Source organism: Heyndrickxia sp. FSL W8-0496, from assembly GCF_038007825.1.
Classification (GTDB): Bacteria; Bacillota; Bacilli; order Bacillales; family Bacillaceae_C; genus Heyndrickxia; species Heyndrickxia oleronia.
In genome coordinates, this window is sequence record NZ_JBBOXX010000001.1 from 3,812,304 (window position 1) to 3,830,580 (window position 18,277).

The following is an 18,277-nucleotide window of genomic DNA, read 5'->3' on the forward strand; positions in this document are numbered from 1 at the left end:
GTAGACAATCCTCAGATATTCTCGATAATTGTAGCAATGCCTTGGCCAACACCAATACACATTGTTGCTAAACCGACCTCAGTTCTTTTTCGTTTCATTTCATAAATTAATGTCGTTAAAATTCTTGCACCACTAGCGCCTAATGGATGGCCAAATGCAATCGCACCACCATTTACATTGACTATATTAGGATCAAGCTCTAATTGTTTTATACATTCAAGTGATTGGGAAGCAAAGGCTTCATTGATTTCCACTAAACCAATATCCTTTGTTGTCATACCAATGCGCTTTAATAGTTTTTTCGTTGCATGTATCGGTCCTAAGCCCATAACAGCCGGTTCTAATCCAGCTACCGCTGATGCTTTATACTTTACTAATGGGGTTAAGCCGAGCTGCATGGCCTTTTTTTCACTCATTAATAATAAAGCCGAAGCCCCATCATTAATTCCCGATGCATTTCCTGCAGTTACCGTACCTTCCGGAAAGATAGGCTTTAATTTTGCTAATCCTTCCAACGTGGTATTTGCTCTCGGGTGTTCATCGGTATCAACAATGGTCACATTGCCCTTTCGATCCACTACCGAAACAGGGATAATTTCCTCGCAAAACAATCCGAGCTCCATTGCTTTTTTTGCCTTCATTTGACTTTGAAAGGCAAATTGATCCTGCTCTTCTCTTGTAATAGAAAATCGCTTTGCCACATTTTCAGCCGTTTCAGGCATGGAGTCTGTTCCATACATTTCTTGCAATTTCGGATTGATAAAACGCCAGCCAATGGTTGTATCGAATAATTCCATATTCCCTCTTGGAAACTCAGCATTTGGTTTTGCCGTGACAAGAGGAGCTCTAGTCATACTTTCTGTCCCACCAGCTATATAAATCTCACCCTCGCCCATTGCGATCGCCCGGGCTGCATAATTTACAGCATCAAGCCCCGATCCACAGAGGCGATTAATGGTCGTTGCTGCAGTCTCCACTGGTAAACCCGCAAGTAAGGTAGCCATTCTTGCTACATTGCGATTATCCTCCCCCGCTTGATTGGCATTCCCTAAAACGACCTCTTCAATTTCTGAGGTGGGAAGTAATGGGTTTCTTTCTATTAATGCTTTTATTACAATGGCGCCGAGATCATCTGGTCTAACATTTTTTAATGCTCCTTTATATCTACCTATCGGCGTTCTTACCGCATCTATAATCACGACATTATTCATTAGGAATCACCCCTAGATGTGTAATCATATACACCCTTTCCTGTCTTTCTTCCCAATCGCCCAGCTTTTACATATTGTACGAGAAGAGGAGCAGGTCGATATTTTTCGCCTAATGTTTTATGTAGATATTGAAGATTATTTAACCTTGTATCCAATCCGACTAAATCTCCCAATTCGAATGGACCCATTGGATAGTTCAGACCTAATTTGATCGCTTTATCAATATCTTCCGGTGATCCAATCCCCTCCTGTAACATATAAAAGGCCTCATTTCCTACCAAAGCACTGATTCTACTAGTGACGAAGCCTGGAAACTCATTAACAACCACTGTTTCTTTTTTCATTCTTTTGGCGGTCTCTTGAATGACATTCACCGTATGCTCATCCGTTTCTAGCCCTTTAATGATTTCCACTAATGGCATCTTGTGGACCGGATTAAAAAAATGCATCGCGATGACTTTTTGTGGTCGATTGGTAAAAGAGCCTATTTCTGTTGGGCTCATCGTAGATGTATTAGTAGCGAACAGACAGTGGGCTGGAGCCAATCGATCAATCGCTTCAAATATACTTTTCTTTATTTCTATTTTTTCCGGAACGGCCTCAATAATTAAATCGGCATGGCTAACTGATTGATCCATATTATTTGTATAATGTAACCTTTCCTCCGCCGCGTTCTTTTCTTCCTCGGTTATTTTATTGCGCTCTATCCCTTTATGAAATATTTTTGCGATTTCTTCTTTAGCTGAAATTAATGATTGTTCATTGATATCACATAACTGAACCGAAAAGCCTGATACTGCTGCAACATAGGCAATCCCTCTGCCCATCACTCCTGAACCGATTACCACAATATTTTGTACCAATTTCATCATCCCCACATCCTATTTTCCTAGAAAAAGAGGTTTCCTTTTTTCTAAGAATGCGGCTATTCCCTCTCGGTGATCATATGAGCTGCCTGCTATTTTTTGTGCATATGCTTCTTTTCCTAATACTTCCTGCAAATTAGAATCCCAGCTTTGATTAAAATAGCGTTTTATTAAACCGATTGCCTTTGTTGGCATATGAGCTAATTTTTCAGCAAAGGCTGTCACATCTTCATTCCACTTCTCATGGGGAATGACCTGTGTAACCAAGCCTATATCCTTCGCTTCTGCTGCGGAAATCTTCTCTCCTAATATAGCCAATTCTAATGCTTTTGCATGGCCAACAATTCTCGGAAGATAGTACATGTTTCCGGAGTCAGGAACTAAGCCTACGTGAATAAAGGCTTCGATAAAGCTTGATTTTTCATGTGCTAGTCGAAAATCGCAGGCAAGCGCAAGACTTAGACCTGCTCCGGCAGCAGTGCCATTAATTGCCGCAATAATTGGTTTTTCAATGGCCGCCATTTGTTGAATCATCGGATTATAATATTTTCTTAAATGCTCTCCATAATCCGTATCTTCATTGACCGATTGTAAATCCTGACCCGAACAAAATGCCCTTCCATTTCCAGTAATGACGATACAACGAACATCTGGATCTGCTGCTACCTTTTTTAAGGACTCCTTTATCTCTATTTTCATCTGTTCATTAAATGCATTCAGCTTTTCTGGCCGATTTAATGTTACCCATGCGACATGATTTTTTACTTCAAATTCAATCGTTTCGTACATTTGATCCCCCCCTAGCGCCCTTTGAAATTAGGTTTTCTTTTTTCAACAAATGCCTTCATTCCTTCTTTTTGATCATCGGAAGAGAATAATAGTGAGAAATTTTTCCGTTCATATTGCATCCCCTCATATAAGGAATAATCAACAGCTTTATAAACGGCTTCTTTAATAAATCGAACGGACAATGCTGGTTTATTTGCTAAATTCCTAGCATATTTCAACGTTTCTTCAACCAAAATTTCCTGTGGATAGCGGCGATTAATGATTCCCCATGCCTCAGCTGTTTCTGCTGTCATCATTTCTCCAGACCAAAGCCATTCTAATGCCTTTGTTTTCCCCATTAATTTTGTTAGCCGCTGAGTTCCACCAGCACCTGGCATAACGGCTAAATTAATTTCTGGAAAGCCGAATTTCGCATCCTCCGAAGCAAATAGCAAATCACATACAAGTGCTAACTCGAAGCCTCCACCTAAAGCAAAGCCATGAACGGCACCGATTATTGGCTTTTTTATATGTGCTAGATCATCCCACTCGGCAAATTGATTTAATAATTCAAGATGGATCGAATCATCTTGAGCCATTTCAGTAATATCTGCTCCAGCAGCGAACGACTTTCCATTTCCATATAAAACGATGACCCGAACGCTATCATTACCATCCATTTCTCGCATGGATTGAACAATCTCAGATACCATTTTTCGGTTTAGCGCATTTAAAACCTTTGGACGGTTTAAACGGATAATACCTATGCTTTCCTCTTGGTCTACCTGAATATATTCATAATTAGTCATTCACATCTTCACCAAACATGAATGTAACTAAGTCACCGGCAAATTCCATCACATCTTTTCCCGATGCCTTCGATTCAGGAGTTTTTGATGCTTCCTTAAAGGCTTCCTTACTTGCGTAATACATCACACACATCAAATAATAGGGACTTGAACCTGACATCTTTGTTATCTCTACCTTTTCTAGGCCAGGAATTTTATTCGTTAGCGGCATATGTGTGTTGAAATAATAGTCATCAAAGCTTGCTGTGTCCTCTGGTTTCTTAAATAAAGCGATCATTTTATACATGGTCATTACTCCTTCCAGTTACATTAAATTTGATATTGGTTTCATTGCTTCAAATGGGTTTTTGCATGATTTACAATATAAAATGCTACGACATGCAGTTGGTCCAAATAAATTCTCCATAGTCGTATAATGAGATCCGCAATAAGGGCATTCCACTTTCCATTCATGATTTTGGGCATCAAATTCTGGTGGTGGAGCAATCCCAAATTGCTTTAGCTTTTCCTTTCCATCATCGGTCACCCGATCAGATGTCCAGGGTGGATGGTAAATAAATTCTACCTTTACATCGCTAACAGCATCGATAGCTGAAACAGCGTCGATCATATTTTTTTTAATGATTTCTAAGGCAGGGCAACCGAGAAAGGTTGGCAGTGCCTTAATGTGCACAATGGAATCATCTGATACATTTATCTCTTCAATCATCCCCAAGTCCATGACACTTACCGATGGAATTTCAGGGTCCTTAACGGTGCGTAAGCAATGTTCTATTTTCATCAGTAATTCATTCAATCTCAGTCACTCTCCTACCAAGTTGCTTGTGGATCAAGGTGATACACTTCACTTAATGTTGCAAGAGCTTGAATTAAATCGTCCGTATGCACTCCTTCCCTTCCATTCCCTTTTTGCATTTTCGGATCTCCAGGATAGGAAATGGCTACTTCTTTAAAAACCCTTCGCATTTCTTCCTCCCAGCGTTTCTTGAAAAGACTCTCTTCTTCAATGAGCCCATATTGGGACATTTGGAGACTGTGTTTTCCATAGGTCAGCACTCCAGCAAATTCATTCCAAACCTGCTGTATAGCTGCATGCATTCTTGTTTTTGCTTCCCCACCACTTAAACAAAGCTGGTTAAACCAAACCTTCCAATGCATGATATGATAGTATTGCTCCATTTTCATTTTCGTCGCTGCTTGTGCTAAAGGTTCATAGCTTGATTGCTTTAAAGATTCAAGTTTTAATTTTTTATAAATATCATAGAAATAATGACGAACAACGGCAAAAGCCCAATCGTATTTAGGATTTTCTAAATAGGTTCCTGTACCATTCGCCATTTCTAATAAAATTGCGTTTTTTCGATGCTCTGCTTTCCGACCATGTGCAAGAAGATCAGCTGGTCCTTCACCAAGGGCTTCTAATAGTTCATAGTACATCACTGCATGCCCCATCGTATCTTGATTAATCGATGCATAGGCGATATCTTCTTCAATATGAGGAGCTAAACCAAGCCATTCCGAACCACGAAACGCAAGGATAAAATCATCATCAGCAAGTTGATATAAAAGCTCGATTACTAACTGTTTGTATTCTTGATTTTCATTTACGTTCAGTTGACCCACGTTGCACTCCTCCCCAAGACATAATTTCTTTCTCATCTAATACCTGTTGTTCATACTGACGCCATTTCTTTTTTAGATAGCCATATCCTTTCGTTAAACGATAGTCCTTATTATCTATTCTCGAAAGGGATGCTCGTTCTTCCGGCATTAATTTACGAATATCGGACCGCTTTACTACCCAAATATCCACTGCTGGCTCCCTTCTCATAAAATTTTCTTGTGCCATAACAAATGCCATTTCCTGATTGGGAGCAAGCAAACTAAATTGATGCTGCATATCCGATTTAAATGTTCTCCTGCTAAACACTTCATATACTTCATAAAAATCCTTTGATTCTGTCATTTTTACCACCCCTTACAATGCTTCACGAACCCATGCATTATTCTCATAGGCAATTTTCCGAAGCTGCAATCGTTCTGCTGATTTTGGACCATTATTGGAAATGATCTTTTTAAATTCATTCCAGTCAGGCTGCTGATACACCCACTCTTCTTTTTCTTTGTCGTAGTACATTGTCTCATCTGGAAGTTTTAAACCTAGTGCAAGTACCCGCGGCACATATTTTGAAAAAAAGTCTTGGCGCAGTTGTTCATTTGTTTTCGAACGAATTTTATATTTAATGGTTAAATCCTGTTTCGATGAGCCGGTAGTTTGTGCTGTTGCTGGCCCAAAAAACATGAGTAGTGAATCCCACCAGCGATTTAACGATTCCTGGAGCATTTTTCTTTGCAGCTCTGTTCCTTCGGCTAATGCCATAATAATAGACTCACCGTGTTGAGCATGGAAGACTTCCTCGGCACAGATTCTATGCAACGCTCTAGCGTATGGACCGTAGGATGCTTGCAGCATATTTGTCTGTGTCATAATTGCTGCACCGTCAACAAGCCAGGCTATCATTCCAGCATCCGCCCATGTTGGTGCCTCCATATGAAATACATTGTGAAACTTTAATCGTCCGGTGAAGAGGTCTTCCATAATATCTGCGCGATTTTTCCCTAGTGGCTCCAGTAGATCCTCGACGACCCGAAGCAGCAATTGCCCATGCCCCATCTCGTCCTGTACCTTCGCCATGATGCCAAGCTTCTTCCTTAATGAAGGGGCTTTAGGCACCCATTCCTTTTCAGGCAACGCTCCCATAATTTCACTAATTCCATGCATGGAGATTAATTTAATTAAGACCATTCGATAATCATCCGGCATCCAATCATCCGCTTCGATTTTCTCACCGCGATTAATTCTTTCCATGAATTGCTCATGCTTTTCTTCATCTGTCATTTGTTTTAGATCAACAAAACTCATAATGATCTCCTTTCTTGAAGATAAATCTAATTAGACGCTCTTTTTTACCCACCATAAATCGTACATTCGTTTGAATTCAACTAACTATTTTGCTTTTGTAAGCGTTGGTCTACAATTCGAATCGCTTTCCCCTCAGATCTTGGAATATGTTTAGGGGGATGAATAATGATTTTCATGGATACTAAACAATTGGATTTTAGTTTTCTATAAATTTCTGCTTGAAGTGTTTTAATCATTGGATGTTCGAGATTCTGGGAAACTTCTTTGTAAATCTCTTCTTTAATTTCTACGTGAAGATGTGCTTCATCTAATGAGGATATTCTATGAAGATATATTTGATAATGTGGTACGATTTCTTTTATTTGAATTAAATGATGTTCAATTTCTGACGGAAAGACATTTACTCCTCGGAGTATTAGCATATCGTCAATTCTCCCCTTAATGCGTGACATTCGTGCCGATGTACGACCGCAAATGCATTTTTCCGTTGTAATCGATGCGATATCTCCCGAACGATAGCGGATAATTGGAAGCGCTTCCTTTTTTAAGCTAGTAAAAACTAATTCCCCCTCTTCCCCTTCAGGCACTGGCTCAAGTGTTTCTGGATTAATCACTTCGACAAAAAAGTGATCCTCTGCAATATGTAGTCCATTTTGTGCCTCATAGCATTCTATCGCAACACCAGGACCAACGACTTCGCTTAAACCATAGATATCACAAGCTCTAATATCGAATAATTCTTCAAGCTTGCTTCGCATTTCTTCAGACCATGGCTCCGCTCCAAATATTCCTATTTTTAAAGAGGATTTACGTGGGTTCAATCCTAGTTCACGCATTTTCTCCCCAATATTTAAGGCATAGGATGGGGTCGAACAAATAATGGTCGGTTTAAGGTCCTCGATGAGATTAATTTGTCTTTCTGTATTCCCACCTGATATCGGGATCACCACAACTCCTAATTCCTCTCCACCATAATGCAAACCTAAACCTCCAGTAAACAAGCCGTATCCATAGGCATTTTGAAGAATATCCCCTGGCCTTCCCCCTGCGGTTTCAATCGCCCTAGCTACTATAGAGGACCAATCAGCAATATCTTGTTTGGTATAACCAACGACTGTAGGTTTCCCACTCGTACCACTTGAAGCATGAAGTCTTATTAATTCGTCTTGTTTAACTGCAAATAGTCCAAATGGGTATTGATCACGGAGGTCTTTCTTCGTTGTAAACGGAAGTTTTCGAATGTCTTCTAATGTTTGAATATCGTGGGGTGCTATATGATGTTCAAGAAACTTTTCTTGGTAGAAGGGCACTTGATGGTATACTTTCTTAATCGTGTTTTTTAAATCAAGAAGCTGCTGATGCTGGATCATTGATCGATCTGCAGATTCAATCATAAGGAACCCCCTTTAACACAAATAAATGATATAGATTATTCCATTTCATTATATGACGTAATATTAGCGTAGATACATAATTTCGTCATATATATTCAGAATAACGAATCAATTTTACAAAGTCAATTGGTTTTCTGAAATTTCTCTATAGTCTGAAATGAGTGTGTAAAAAAAAGAGTGCAGATTCGTAACGAGTTCGTTTCAATTGTAGAAAATATTTAAATAGCAAGGGAATTAACGATCCAATTCGCAAATGAACCGATTGTTTTTTATTTGTCGATATATAAGGATTTATTCTAATTTAACAGATATATTGGTAGTATCATTCACATTGAAATGAACGATAGTCAGTCAGCTAACAGTCATACTCCGAAATAGGGGTGAAAACGTGTGCTATGGGGCATTTATAACCAATTTAGAATACGTTTAGGCTTCTTTTTTGATTGTAGGTAATAGATGAAGAGCTATTTTCAAACCCAAAAATATGATATGTATATAGTGGGAGTGTGAAATAGTTGGAGCATAAAATACTACATATAGTTAATAAAATTCCTAAACTTGAACAAGGTCAAAGAATCGTTCTTGGAGTAGACGGTCTAAGCCGTTCCGGGAAAACGACACTGACAAAAAAAAGTTGTACAGCATCTTCAAGAAAAAAATATTTCAGTTTGCCTTTTTCATATAGACGATTACATTGTCGAGAAAAATAGGCGGTACAACACTGATTACCAAGAATGGTATGAGTATTATTATTTACAATGGGATGTTAAGTGGTTAAAAGAAAATCTATTTCAAAAACTAAAGAAATCGAATGAATTGCAATTACTTACTTATGACGATGGCTCCGATACTCAAAGATTGGAGATAACTGAGATACCTGAAACTTGTGTAATCATTATCGAAGGAGTATTTTTACAAAGAAAAGATTGGAGAAATTTTTACGATATGATCGTTTATTTAGATAGTCCGAGAGATATGAGATTCAATCGTGAAAGTGAAGCCACCAAAAGCAATATTGAAAAATTTCAAAATAGATACTGGAAAGCCGAAGATTATTATCTAGAGGTTGAAACTCCATTGGCTCAAGCTGACTTAGTTATTCAAAATTAAACGCTGTTTTCGTATTGTTTGTTGCTTTTGTAAAAGCCCAACGACAGGCTTTTACTCCCAATAAAGGATTCTAGCGGTTCTTATAGAGAATGCCAAATTAAATAGCAGGTAAAGCTTTTACGAACCTATCACTAATATTGAAAAAAGCAATGGAACGAATTCCATTGCTTTTTTCTATTGCGAATTGATTTTACACTAATTCGGTTGTAAATGGATGGATTATATCTCTCAACCGCACTCTTTTTATTTAGTTTGGTCTTAATACTCCATCTGCGATATCTTCTTCATTTTCTTGATTGGTCTTTTCTATTGTTTGGTCGTCAGCTAACATTTTCACAAGTTTTCTGGAAACTGAAAGAAGAATAAGTCCTAAAATAATTACGACAATTCCAATGACAGAAAACACTTCAAGATAGCCCAACTTACTTGTAAATGAACCTAATTGACCTGCAATAATGTTTGCAACGAATGAACTTGCCATCCAAACTGCCATTAGTAAAGAGGCAAATTTAATTGGTGCATACTTACTTACAAAAGATAACCCTACAGGTGATAAGAACAATTCACCAATGGTATGGAAAAGATAAGTAAATACAATGAATAAGATATTCGCCTTAGTCGTAATATGATGCTCATTACTTCCGGTTTGCATAATAGCAAATATTAAAATGATATACCCAATTCCTAATAGCATCATACCGAACGCCATTTTTGTAGGAACTGGAAGATCCCCACGCTTACGATTCGATAATTTTACCCAAAGAAGCGATACAAGTGGTGCTAATAAAACAATAAATAACGGGTTAACCGATTGGAACCATGATGTTGGTATTTCCCAACCAAATAGTGTACGATCCACAAATTTATCTGTATAAATACTTAATGCTCCACCAGCTTGTTCAAACCCTGCCCAGAAGAAGACAACAAATGCAGCTAAAATAAAGATAACCTTCATTCTACTTTTTTCAGTTTTCGTTAATTTTTGTTTTTCAACTGCTCCGACTGAAGAAACTTGTGGTTTACCAACAGGCTTTTTACCGATATCGCCTAAGAAACGATTTCCTAAAGAATTAAATAAAATTTGACCAATAATCATTCCGATAGCTGAAGCAAGGAATCCATATTTATAGCCATATTCAATGACGCCATTCGCATGTACCGCGAACCACTTATCAGTAATAAATCCGATGATTAATGGAGAGAAGAATGCTCCTACATTAATCCCCATATAGAAAATTGTAAATGCCGCATCACGACGTTTATCTTTTGGATCATACAGCTCACCGACAATGGTTGAAATATTCGGTTTAAAAAATCCATTACCGACGATTAATAAAATTAATCCTGTGTATACTGCTCCATAGCTTTGATGGGCAAAAAGAACAATATTTCCGATTGCCATGATGATTCCACCGATAGTAACAGCACGTCTTTGCCCTAAAAATCTATCAGATAACCATCCACCAATTAATGGTGTAAAATAAACAGCACCTGTAAAAAATCCATATAATGCAAGGGCTGTACTTTCATTCATTCCTAAACCACCATTAACAAGTGATTTGGTTAAATATAAAACAAGAATTGCTCTCATTCCATAATAACTAAAACGTTCCCACATCTCTGTCATGAATAACAAGTATAATCCAGGTGGGTGCTTTTTTGATTGCTTGGATTCAAGTTGTTTGTTCACCGCTGCATCCATTTGTTTTTCCCCCTAGCAGGTTAAATATTATTTCAGTATAATTATCATAATTAAAAAACAATTAAATCGTCAATAAAATATTTAGAAAAAACAAAATTGGAAAATTTCATAATTGCTTATTTATTGGAACAAAAACTAAAATAAGCTTAAAACACTGGGTTTCATCCAATTTATGCATTGGTTATTCTTTCCGATAGCAACCATAAATTACTATGTCAAAAAATTTATTTCACTGAGATGAATATAACATCCTATTTGCATATTTGTAAATATGCGGATTTTATTTATTTCATATACGCACTTAATGGATTAAACCACTTTCTTTTACCTTTTTTATCATTTTTTCACTTGCTTGATTAATGAATTTTTTCAACGTAACACCGATAAAAACAGAAACAATTAAAAAGATCGACAGGATGATTACATCCTTCTGAACGATATCCCACAAGATCCCCCCAGTTGCCTCCCTCATCAAACTAATGGAATAGGTAAAGGGTAGATAAGGATTAATCAGTTGAAAAAACCTTGGTGCAACTTGTATCGGAAAGGTTCCTCCAGAACCCGAAATCTGTAAAACAAGAAGTACAATCCCAAGAGCCTTCCCAACATTTCCAAAAACTGAAACAAAGGTATACACCATTACCATAAATATAATGCTATTGACAACGCCAAAAAGTACAAACCAAGGCTTGTCCGCTACATAGGTATGAAGTAAATACATATCCCCTAAAGTTGCAATCAAGGACTGAAGAATAGCAATCGTTAAAAATGTAAATAAGCGTCCAAAATATACTTGATAGCTTTTTAATTGATCATTCTCGACCTCCACCGTTAATAACGAAATCAAGAGCATTGCTCCTACCCATAATGAAAGGGTAGTAAAAAAAGGAGTCATGCCTGATCCATAGTTAGGGATAGGGAAAAGCTTATGCTCTTTCAGTAAAATCGGATTCTTTAAAAACTCACTTTCCTTATTGACATTATGTTTTAAGAAACGAATAATCTCATTGATATCTGCCTTTTTATCAAATTCTCGAATTCGATGGGCAATCTCCCTTATTTTCTTTTCAACTGCTGGAAGATCTTTCTTCAGCTTCACAATCGTTTGCTTTCCTGTTGAAATTCCTTTCGATGCGTCCTGCAGTATTCGTTCAACATCAGGCATACTATTCTGTGCATCGGTCAACACTTTTTTTGTACCTTCTAATACAACCATTCCATCGTCCATTGTCCTTCGAATGGCAGGAACATATTGACTCTCGAAATTTGCATGTATATCTGCAATTTTAGAAGAAGCTAGATTAGATACGTCATCTAGACGTTTTTTTACATTATCAGCCACTGTTTTTGAAGTAATGATTTGATTATTTAAGGCGATTTCAGATTGGAGTTCGCTTTTTAATTTTGTTAATTGATTGATAAATATGGATAGGCGTTTTTGATCAGACTGAGCGTTCAATTTTTCTAAAAGCCCAGTGGTGTAATCAATGACAACGACCCCTCGATTTAATCTAGTATTTATTTCTGATAAAGCAGCATTGGCTTCGTCAGGATTGTTTTGGTAATTTTGCAAAATCGATTGGATTTGAGATTTTGTGTCTGCAAGTTCCCTCAGTTGATCAATATTCCCTTTTATGATCGGAATAATGTTCTGAACCGCTTCCTTATTTTTATTGATAAAATCGCTCAATTCATTGGTCAATTGTACCCCTTTATTCGCGACATTTTTAATGATTGGCAGGTTGTTTCGCACCTTCGATTCTAGCTCTCCAGCTGTATTTATATCATTTAGTGCCGTATTAACGATTTGATTAATTCTCGGAATATCATTCTCTAAGCGAAATATAAGATTTTTCATGTTTTTAATATCTGGAAGATCTTTTTCAAGCTCAATGCCCAATTCATTAAATATGGAAAATATCGTTTTACTGACCGTCTTAATGAATTCTTCACTTATTTGCTGAACGATACCTGTCGCACCTGTAGATGTTATTTTGGGAGCAATTGCATTTATTTTTTCATTTACAGTATAAGTAATAACCGGTTTTTCAGGGTTTTCTTCCAGAATAGAGGTCATTTTTTTCGAGAAATCTTTTGGAATAAGAATACTCGCATAGGCATCACCGTGTTTGACCATATCTAAGGCTTTCTTCTTATCAACAAAGGTCCAGCCTAATTTTTTATTTTTTTTCAAGGATTGAACGATTAAATCTCCTACATTTACCTTTTGACCCTGTAATTTCGTACCAACATCCTCATTCGTTATCGCCACAGGAATTCCTTTCGTATTTCCATACGGGTCCCAGGAGGCTTGAATATTAAACCATGCATATAAAGAAGGTAAGGCAATAAGCGCAAGAATAATAATCAACGCCGCCCAATTGGTTACAATCCGCTTCAAATCTGTTATGTAAAGTTGAAATATATTTCGCATTCAAACCATCCTCAATTCACATTCTCCTACTTATAATTAACCAAGGACCTGTTCTTATACTTTCTTGTAAAGCAAAAAGGGGGGTCAGACCCCACAATGCAAAATCCAGTACGAATAAGCTTTATTCGTTCTAGAAATGACAAAGTGGGGTCAGACCCCTTAACTAGACCCCTTAACTGATTGAAGCGTAAGTGCCTTCATAGAATGTGAGTGGTTTGCCTTCGTTCATGACGATGTCCTTGACTTCTCCGATATAGAGTGTGTGGTCACCTGCTGGGTAAGACGCGTATAGGTCACAAACGATATTTGTGATTGAGTTAGGAAGAATGGGTATATCATTATTCCAGCGAAATTCGATTTCTCTTCGGTCATTTAGCTGCCCCGCAAAATATTGCGAAGCATCTTTTTGTTCTTTGGCTAATATATTTACGGCAAATTTCTTTGATTGATCAATTAAATTCTTCATATTTGCCCGATTTCCAATGGATATGAGAATAAGCTTCGGATTCAGTGAAACAGACATAAATGCATTGGCAGTCATTCCGTGGACATCACCATTGACTGCTGTTGTAATGACCGTTACACCTGTTGCAAATTTCCCCATTGCATTGCGAAATAGTCGATCATCCATCTCTTTCCCTCCTTCTTATGCTTACTTTTTATACCTTGTATGAATATTATTTAGCTTATATGTTCCTGCTTCACTGAATTCAATAAGCTCTAATGACAACGCAAGATATCTCTTTTCATAAATTGCAGAAAAATGGGATGTCATTACATCAAAGAGCTCATCACAGGTTGATTTCTTATCCTCAACTGATCTACCTGCCCCTATCTTTAAGCATGTGTGTACAAATGCATCATCATGCTTACCGTCCGCTACAACATAATCATGTAATTCAATAGCTCTTGAGCGGATCCCTCCAATCGGAAAAACATCGCCTCTAGAGATTAATACCTGATTCATTTTGTGTAAAAGCTCTGCTATTCTAGCTTCTTCTCTTATGTTATCCGTATATTCTACAATAATATGCGGCACACACATTCCTCCTAATATCCATCGTCCTCCACAATTGTGCTTAGTAGACGCCCAATTCCTTCAATTTCTGTAATGACTTCATCACCAATCTTTGTGTTGACTGCTCCCTTTGGGGTTCCAGTTAGAATCATATCTCCAGGGCTTAGCGTCATAAAGCTACTCAAATACTCGATTAAAAATGGAATACTAAAGATCATTTGACTCGTTGAACCTTCTTGAGTCAATTCACCATTTACATAGGTACGTAAAGTAAGATTCATAGGATCTTTAATATCCTCTGCATCTACTAACCATGGACCGATTGGTGTGCACGTATCACGATTTTTTACGCGTAAATTTGGACGATAGTAATTTTCTAAGTAATCACGGATGGCATAATCATTTGCAATGGTATAGCCCTTTACATATTGATACGCCTCTTCACTTGTTACATTCCGAGCAACCTTTCCAATCACAACAACTAACTCACATTCATAGTGCATAAAGTCTACATCTTTAGGTCGTTTTGTTTGACCTTGATGTCCAATCAATGTATTGGGTCCTTTTAAAAATACTAACGGTTCGCTCGGTGCGTTAAAATCTAGTTCTTGGGCATGATCGGCATAATTAAGCCCTAACGCAAAAATGGTTCGAGGGATAACAGGGGGTAACCACACTACTTCATCCATAGAAATAAGACGATGATCGTTTAAATGTAATTTCCCATCCTTTTCTACAGCCTCATAGACCCTACCCTTATAGGCAACTCTAGCTGTTTTCAAGGGCTCACCCCCAATCTTAACTCTTCTTCCCTTACTACTTGATTTTCCAATACGCCAATTTGCTCAATTTCAATGCTGATGTGGTCACCAGCCTTCACCAATGGCGGATGTTCCGGAACACCTACTAATACGACATCACCTGGGTCAAGTGTCATAAAACTCGTCATTTCTGATAGTAACTGTGCAACAGGACGAATCAAATTAGCGGTTGTATTTTCCTGGCAAAGTTCATTATTAATAAACACTTGAATCTTAAGACGATCTGGTTGAATCGATGAATGCTTTTCAACAATATAAGGACCAACCGGACAAAATCCATCTCTTGCCTTTTGACTAATTGCCGGACGATAGACACTCTCATGTGGAATACTAATATCATTTACAATGGTGTAACCATCAATATAATCAAAAGCTTCTTCAATGCTCACTTTTGAAGCCGTTCGGCCAATCACAATCCCGAGTGCTGCACCTACTTGTAATTCCGCAACATTTGCAGGAAGGGGAATAGGCATTTTATGAGCAATCTTTGTGTTTTCAGGTTTAATATATAAAATCGGTGCTTTTGGTGGAGCCTTATATGGCTCCTGATGCAATGTATCACTAATCGCTTCAACTTCTCCCTTATAATTAAGCAGTGCTCCATAAATCATTCCAGTTACTGGAACATCGAATGGTGGAGTATTGTCCTTTTGCAATGGATCCTGATTCTCTAGATTGAATTCCTGGAGCTGCTGCCTACCTAGAAGCTTATATTTTATGTTTTTCAAATTCCCACCACCTAGATGATAATTGTCGGTTTTTTCTTCTCTAATAGTGGATCACTTGTTGTGACAAGCTTTCCTGTATGCACATCAAGAACATTTGATGCTTCATTAAACCAGCAATCAGGCGCTGCGTGTCCCCAGAAGGTTTGGCGCATCGGGTCATCCAGATCCCATTTCACTGGTTTAAAATCAGGGTCACTTGTTAAATAATCCCCATTGTATAATTCAATGCGATGACCATCAGGATCACGTAAATAAAGGAAAAACGCATTCGATAAACCGTGTCTACCTGGTCCTCTTTCAATATTTGCTCCATACCCAAGTGATGCAAGAACATCACACGTATGAATCACACTCATTGGATCACTTAACCAAAAACCAATATGATGTAAACGTGGGCCCACTCCGTTCATAAAGGCCACATCATGGACAGTTGGCTTCCGGTGTAGCCATGCAGCCCATATTTTTTCATCGTCTGCGGTTGTATACTCTGAACAAGAAAATCCTAGTTCATCTATATAAAAATTGTATGCTTTCTCTACATCTCTTACTGCACAATTAAAATGGTCGATTCGTTGAACCTTAGCCCCTCTATATAAATCATAGCGTTGAAGATAACGGTCCACCGTGTCCATTGTTGCGAAAAACTCAATCGGAAGACCAGAAATATCCTGAACTCGCAATGCTCTTCCCAAAGCCTTTTGTGTTCCCGCTTCCACCCATTTTGTTGGGAACCCTTTTTCATTGAAAAAACGGTCTAATGAATCAAGATCTGCTTCCGAATATACTTTATAACTAATGACCTCTACACTTGGTTCATCACTCTTTTTCAGTACTAGACTATGATGGATATGTTCTTCGAGTCCACGTAAATAAATTGTCTCGTCGTCACTTTCCGTTTCAACAAAGCCAAGGGCATTTACATAAAAGCGCCTTGATTCTTCTAGATTTGTGACATTCAGTATGGCTCTTGCCGCACGAATAATATTAAAATCCACCCCATATACCCCCTCTTCACACACTTAAAAAGCTAGATTTCCCAGAATCGACTTGCCCTAAAAATTCCTTAATAATTTCTTTATAGGACTCTTTTTCGTACCCTTCAAAATACGTCATTCCCATCCGAATCGGATCACCAAAGAAGTAGTATTCATAATGCATTTGTCTGTTACCAAATGCACTCATTGTCATATCCCATGCTAAGCGGAACAGTTGTACACGTTCATATCCTTCTAAATTTTTTCCTTGTAGTCCTCGATGGATTAACTGACCAATATCTTCATTTTGAAAATCTGCTTGTGTCGGAATCCCCATCAAACCGGAAGCCCCCAATATTCGTAAAATCTCTACGAGACGAGGATATACTCGTGGATACCAATTCCGTGCTGCATCTAAGGCAGCATAATCCGGCGTCATGATTCCCCATTTATCAAGCTTTGCATTGTGTTCTGCACGATAAAGATGACTGCGCATCGTTTCGAGGGTAAGCATGATTTCTGTTCCTTTATCCTGTACATGCTGAAATTGATCAATCCCAATTGCATCCATGACTGAAAGTGCTAGGCCTAACAAGAACTCCGTTTTCACAATGTTCTTTGCTACTACTTGATGAGCCATATGGACAACTGCATTCGTTTCCCTAAACGTCCGATTACATATTGAAGAATTTCCACACACGAATACACGATCCCATGGAACAAACACATTTTCGAAGGAAACGATCGCATCCCCTTCTTCAAAACGTGAGGAAAGCGGATGATCCCATTGATTTTTACCGTAATCAAATGACTCTCGGCTAATAAATTTTAGACCAGGAGTATTATTTGGAATGGCAAAGGCAAGCGAATAAGGATCATCTAACTCTCCTGCTTTTTTTACTGTAGAAGGGAAAACGAGAATCTCATCGGTGATTCCACCTTGTGTCGCAAGAAGTCGGATTCCATCCACAATAATTCCATCTTTATTTTTCTCTACTAGATGTAGTGCCACATTGGCATCCTTTTGCTCGTGCTGTGCCTTGGCACGATTTACTTGTGGGTGGATTAATGTATGTGTTAAGCTAATATCATTTTCTCTAGCATATTCATAATAATTTTTCGCATTTTCTACAAGGTTTGGATCCCCTTCGGAAAAGAAATCATAGGCTGCTCCCATTGCCATCACTTCAGCATTTAAATAGTCTGGGGAACGTCCCATCATTCCTCCTGATACCTTTGCCCACTCTGTTATTGCTTCACGTCTAGCGATTAAATCATCAATACTTTTTGGTTGCAGGAAGGTCATTCCTACTTGTTCCCCACTGCTAGGAGAGGTATAAAGCATTTTATCGGCCTTTTCATATTGAAGATCATATAGCTTCGCCATCGATTGGATGACATTTTTAAAGGCTGGGTGCGCCGTTACATCCTTCACCCTTTCTCCATGTATATAAACATTGTTATTTGCTTTTTGTAAACGTTCGATATATTGCTTTCCTGTTTTTGCTGGCATATATCA

The 18,277-nt window shown here is 38.1% G+C and carries 17 protein-coding genes and 2 pseudogenes; 1 reads left to right on the forward strand and 18 read right to left on the reverse strand.

The genetic code is table 11. From position 1 onward, the window contains the following. Positions 1 to 11 precede the first annotated feature (11 nt). The 10 genes from NST63_RS19335 to NST63_RS19380 form a co-directional block, all read right to left on the reverse strand. The gene (locus NST63_RS19335; protein ID WP_341043446.1) at positions 12 to 1,211 is read right to left on the reverse strand and encodes a thiolase family protein; all 1,200 of its coding nucleotides are present in this window, start codon (positions 1,209 to 1,211) and stop codon (positions 12 to 14) included. Beyond that, positions 1,211 to 2,074, reverse strand: coding sequence for a 3-hydroxyacyl-CoA dehydrogenase (locus NST63_RS19340; RefSeq protein ID WP_212945950.1), 864 nt, complete (start codon positions 2,072 to 2,074; stop codon positions 1,211 to 1,213). Before NST63_RS19340 ends, NST63_RS19335 begins: the two co-directional genes overlap by 1 nt. Positions 2,075 to 2,092: 18 nt before the next feature. Further along, a complete protein-coding gene (locus tag NST63_RS19345; RefSeq protein ID WP_341043447.1) occupies positions 2,093 to 2,866 on the reverse strand; it encodes an enoyl-CoA hydratase-related protein in 774 nt (257 codons plus the stop codon). Positions 2,867 to 2,877: 11 nt separating this feature from the next. Then, positions 2,878 to 3,654, reverse strand: a complete 777-nt coding sequence (locus NST63_RS19350; protein WP_341043448.1) for an enoyl-CoA hydratase-related protein — start codon at positions 3,652 to 3,654, stop codon at positions 2,878 to 2,880. Beyond that, entirely contained in the window at positions 3,647 to 3,940 is a 294-nt protein-coding gene (locus tag NST63_RS19355) for an EthD family reductase (protein WP_058003406.1), read from the reverse strand. Before NST63_RS19355 ends, NST63_RS19350 begins: the two co-directional genes overlap by 8 nt. An 18-nt stretch (positions 3,941 to 3,958) precedes the next feature. Then, on the reverse strand, positions 3,959 to 4,456 hold the full coding sequence (gene paaD / locus NST63_RS19360) for a 1,2-phenylacetyl-CoA epoxidase subunit PaaD (protein ID WP_436580619.1): 498 nt from the start codon (positions 4,454 to 4,456) through the stop codon (positions 3,959 to 3,961). 8 nt (positions 4,457 to 4,464) lie between these two features. Then, on the reverse strand, positions 4,465 to 5,313 hold the full coding sequence (gene paaC, locus NST63_RS19365; RefSeq protein ID WP_436580609.1) for a 1,2-phenylacetyl-CoA epoxidase subunit PaaC: 849 nt from the start codon (positions 5,311 to 5,313) through the stop codon (positions 4,465 to 4,467). Then, positions 5,255 to 5,620: a 1,2-phenylacetyl-CoA epoxidase subunit PaaB gene (gene paaB / locus NST63_RS19370; protein ID WP_058003404.1), complete on the reverse strand. Its 366-nt coding sequence runs from the start codon at positions 5,618 to 5,620 to the stop codon at positions 5,255 to 5,257. Before paaB ends, paaC begins: the two co-directional genes overlap by 59 nt. Positions 5,621 to 5,632: 12 nt before the next feature. Further along, a complete protein-coding gene (paaA, locus tag NST63_RS19375; protein WP_341043450.1) occupies positions 5,633 to 6,577 on the reverse strand; it encodes a 1,2-phenylacetyl-CoA epoxidase subunit PaaA in 945 nt (314 codons plus the stop codon). A gap of 80 nt (positions 6,578 to 6,657) precedes the next feature. Next, positions 6,658 to 7,971: a phenylacetate--CoA ligase family protein gene (locus tag NST63_RS19380; protein ID WP_212945903.1), complete on the reverse strand. Its 1,314-nt coding sequence runs from the start codon at positions 7,969 to 7,971 to the stop codon at positions 6,658 to 6,660. Between the two features lie 527 nt (positions 7,972 to 8,498). Between NST63_RS19380 and NST63_RS19385 the strand changes: the two are divergent. After that, positions 8,499 to 9,081, forward strand: a pseudogene (locus NST63_RS19385) (kinase). Positions 9,082 to 9,406: 325 nt separating this feature from the next. Here the strand turns inward: NST63_RS19385 and NST63_RS19390 are convergent. The 8 genes and pseudogenes from NST63_RS19390 to hpaB form a co-directional block, all read right to left on the reverse strand. Further along, positions 9,407 to 10,783: pseudogene (locus NST63_RS19390) on the reverse strand (peptide MFS transporter); the annotation flags it as partial. A 301-nt stretch (positions 10,784 to 11,084) separates the two neighbouring features. Beyond that, positions 11,085 to 13,217 carry a YhgE/Pip domain-containing protein gene (locus tag NST63_RS19395; protein WP_341043451.1) on the reverse strand — a complete coding sequence of 711 codons (2,133 nt, stop codon included), beginning with the start codon at positions 13,215 to 13,217 and terminating at the stop codon, positions 11,085 to 11,087. A gap of 172 nt (positions 13,218 to 13,389) precedes the next feature. Further along, positions 13,390 to 13,848, reverse strand: a complete 459-nt coding sequence (locus NST63_RS19400; protein ID WP_058003400.1) for a flavin reductase family protein — start codon at positions 13,846 to 13,848, stop codon at positions 13,390 to 13,392. A gap of 21 nt (positions 13,849 to 13,869) precedes the next feature. Next, a complete protein-coding gene (locus tag NST63_RS19405; protein WP_058003399.1) occupies positions 13,870 to 14,256 on the reverse strand; it encodes a 5-carboxymethyl-2-hydroxymuconate Delta-isomerase in 387 nt (128 codons plus the stop codon). 11 nt (positions 14,257 to 14,267) lie between these two features. After that, a complete protein-coding gene (locus tag NST63_RS19410) occupies positions 14,268 to 15,017 on the reverse strand; it encodes a fumarylacetoacetate hydrolase family protein (RefSeq protein ID WP_341043452.1) in 750 nt (249 codons plus the stop codon). Next, a complete protein-coding gene (locus NST63_RS19415; protein ID WP_341043453.1) occupies positions 15,014 to 15,784 on the reverse strand; it encodes a fumarylacetoacetate hydrolase family protein in 771 nt (256 codons plus the stop codon). The genes NST63_RS19410 and NST63_RS19415 overlap by 4 nt, the downstream gene beginning before the upstream one ends. Before the next feature lie 11 nt (positions 15,785 to 15,795). After that, positions 15,796 to 16,779, reverse strand: a complete 984-nt coding sequence (gene hpaD, locus NST63_RS19420; RefSeq protein ID WP_071976726.1) for a 3,4-dihydroxyphenylacetate 2,3-dioxygenase — start codon at positions 16,777 to 16,779, stop codon at positions 15,796 to 15,798. Positions 16,780 to 16,795: 16 nt separating this feature from the next. Beyond that, complete coding sequence (gene hpaB, locus NST63_RS19425; protein ID WP_341043454.1) at positions 16,796 to 18,271, reverse strand: 4-hydroxyphenylacetate 3-monooxygenase, oxygenase component; 1,476 nt, start codon at positions 18,269 to 18,271, stop codon at positions 16,796 to 16,798. Between the last annotated feature and the right edge of the window lie 6 nt (positions 18,272 to 18,277).

Coding starts and splice junctions, on each gene's coding strand:
- hpaB (WP_341043454.1), bottom strand. CDS start 18,271: ATGCCAGCAAAAACAGGAAAGCAATATATCGAACGTTTACAAAAAGCA.
- paaB (WP_058003404.1), bottom strand. CDS start 5,620: ATGACAGAATCAAAGGATTTTTATGAAGTATATGAAGTGTTTAGCAGG.
- NST63_RS19380 (WP_212945903.1), bottom strand. CDS start 7,971: ATGATTGAATCTGCAGATCGATCAATGATCCAGCATCAGCAGCTTCTT.
- NST63_RS19335 (WP_341043446.1), bottom strand. CDS start 1,211: ATGAATAATGTCGTGATTATAGATGCGGTAAGAACGCCGATAGGTAGA.
- NST63_RS19395 (WP_341043451.1), bottom strand. CDS start 13,217: ATGCGAAATATATTTCAACTTTACATAACAGATTTGAAGCGGATTGTA.
- NST63_RS19400 (WP_058003400.1), bottom strand. CDS start 13,848: ATGGATGATCGACTATTTCGCAATGCAATGGGGAAATTTGCAACAGGT.
- paaA (WP_341043450.1), bottom strand. CDS start 6,577: ATGAGTTTTGTTGATCTAAAACAAATGACAGATGAAGAAAAGCATGAG.
- paaC (WP_436580609.1), bottom strand. CDS start 5,313: ATGAGAAAGAAATTATGTCTTGGGGAGGAGTGCAACGTGGGTCAACTG.
- NST63_RS19355 (WP_058003406.1), bottom strand. CDS start 3,940: ATGTATAAAATGATCGCTTTATTTAAGAAACCAGAGGACACAGCAAGC.
- NST63_RS19350 (WP_341043448.1), bottom strand. CDS start 3,654: ATGACTAATTATGAATATATTCAGGTAGACCAAGAGGAAAGCATAGGT.
- NST63_RS19345 (WP_341043447.1), bottom strand. CDS start 2,866: ATGTACGAAACGATTGAATTTGAAGTAAAAAATCATGTCGCATGGGTA.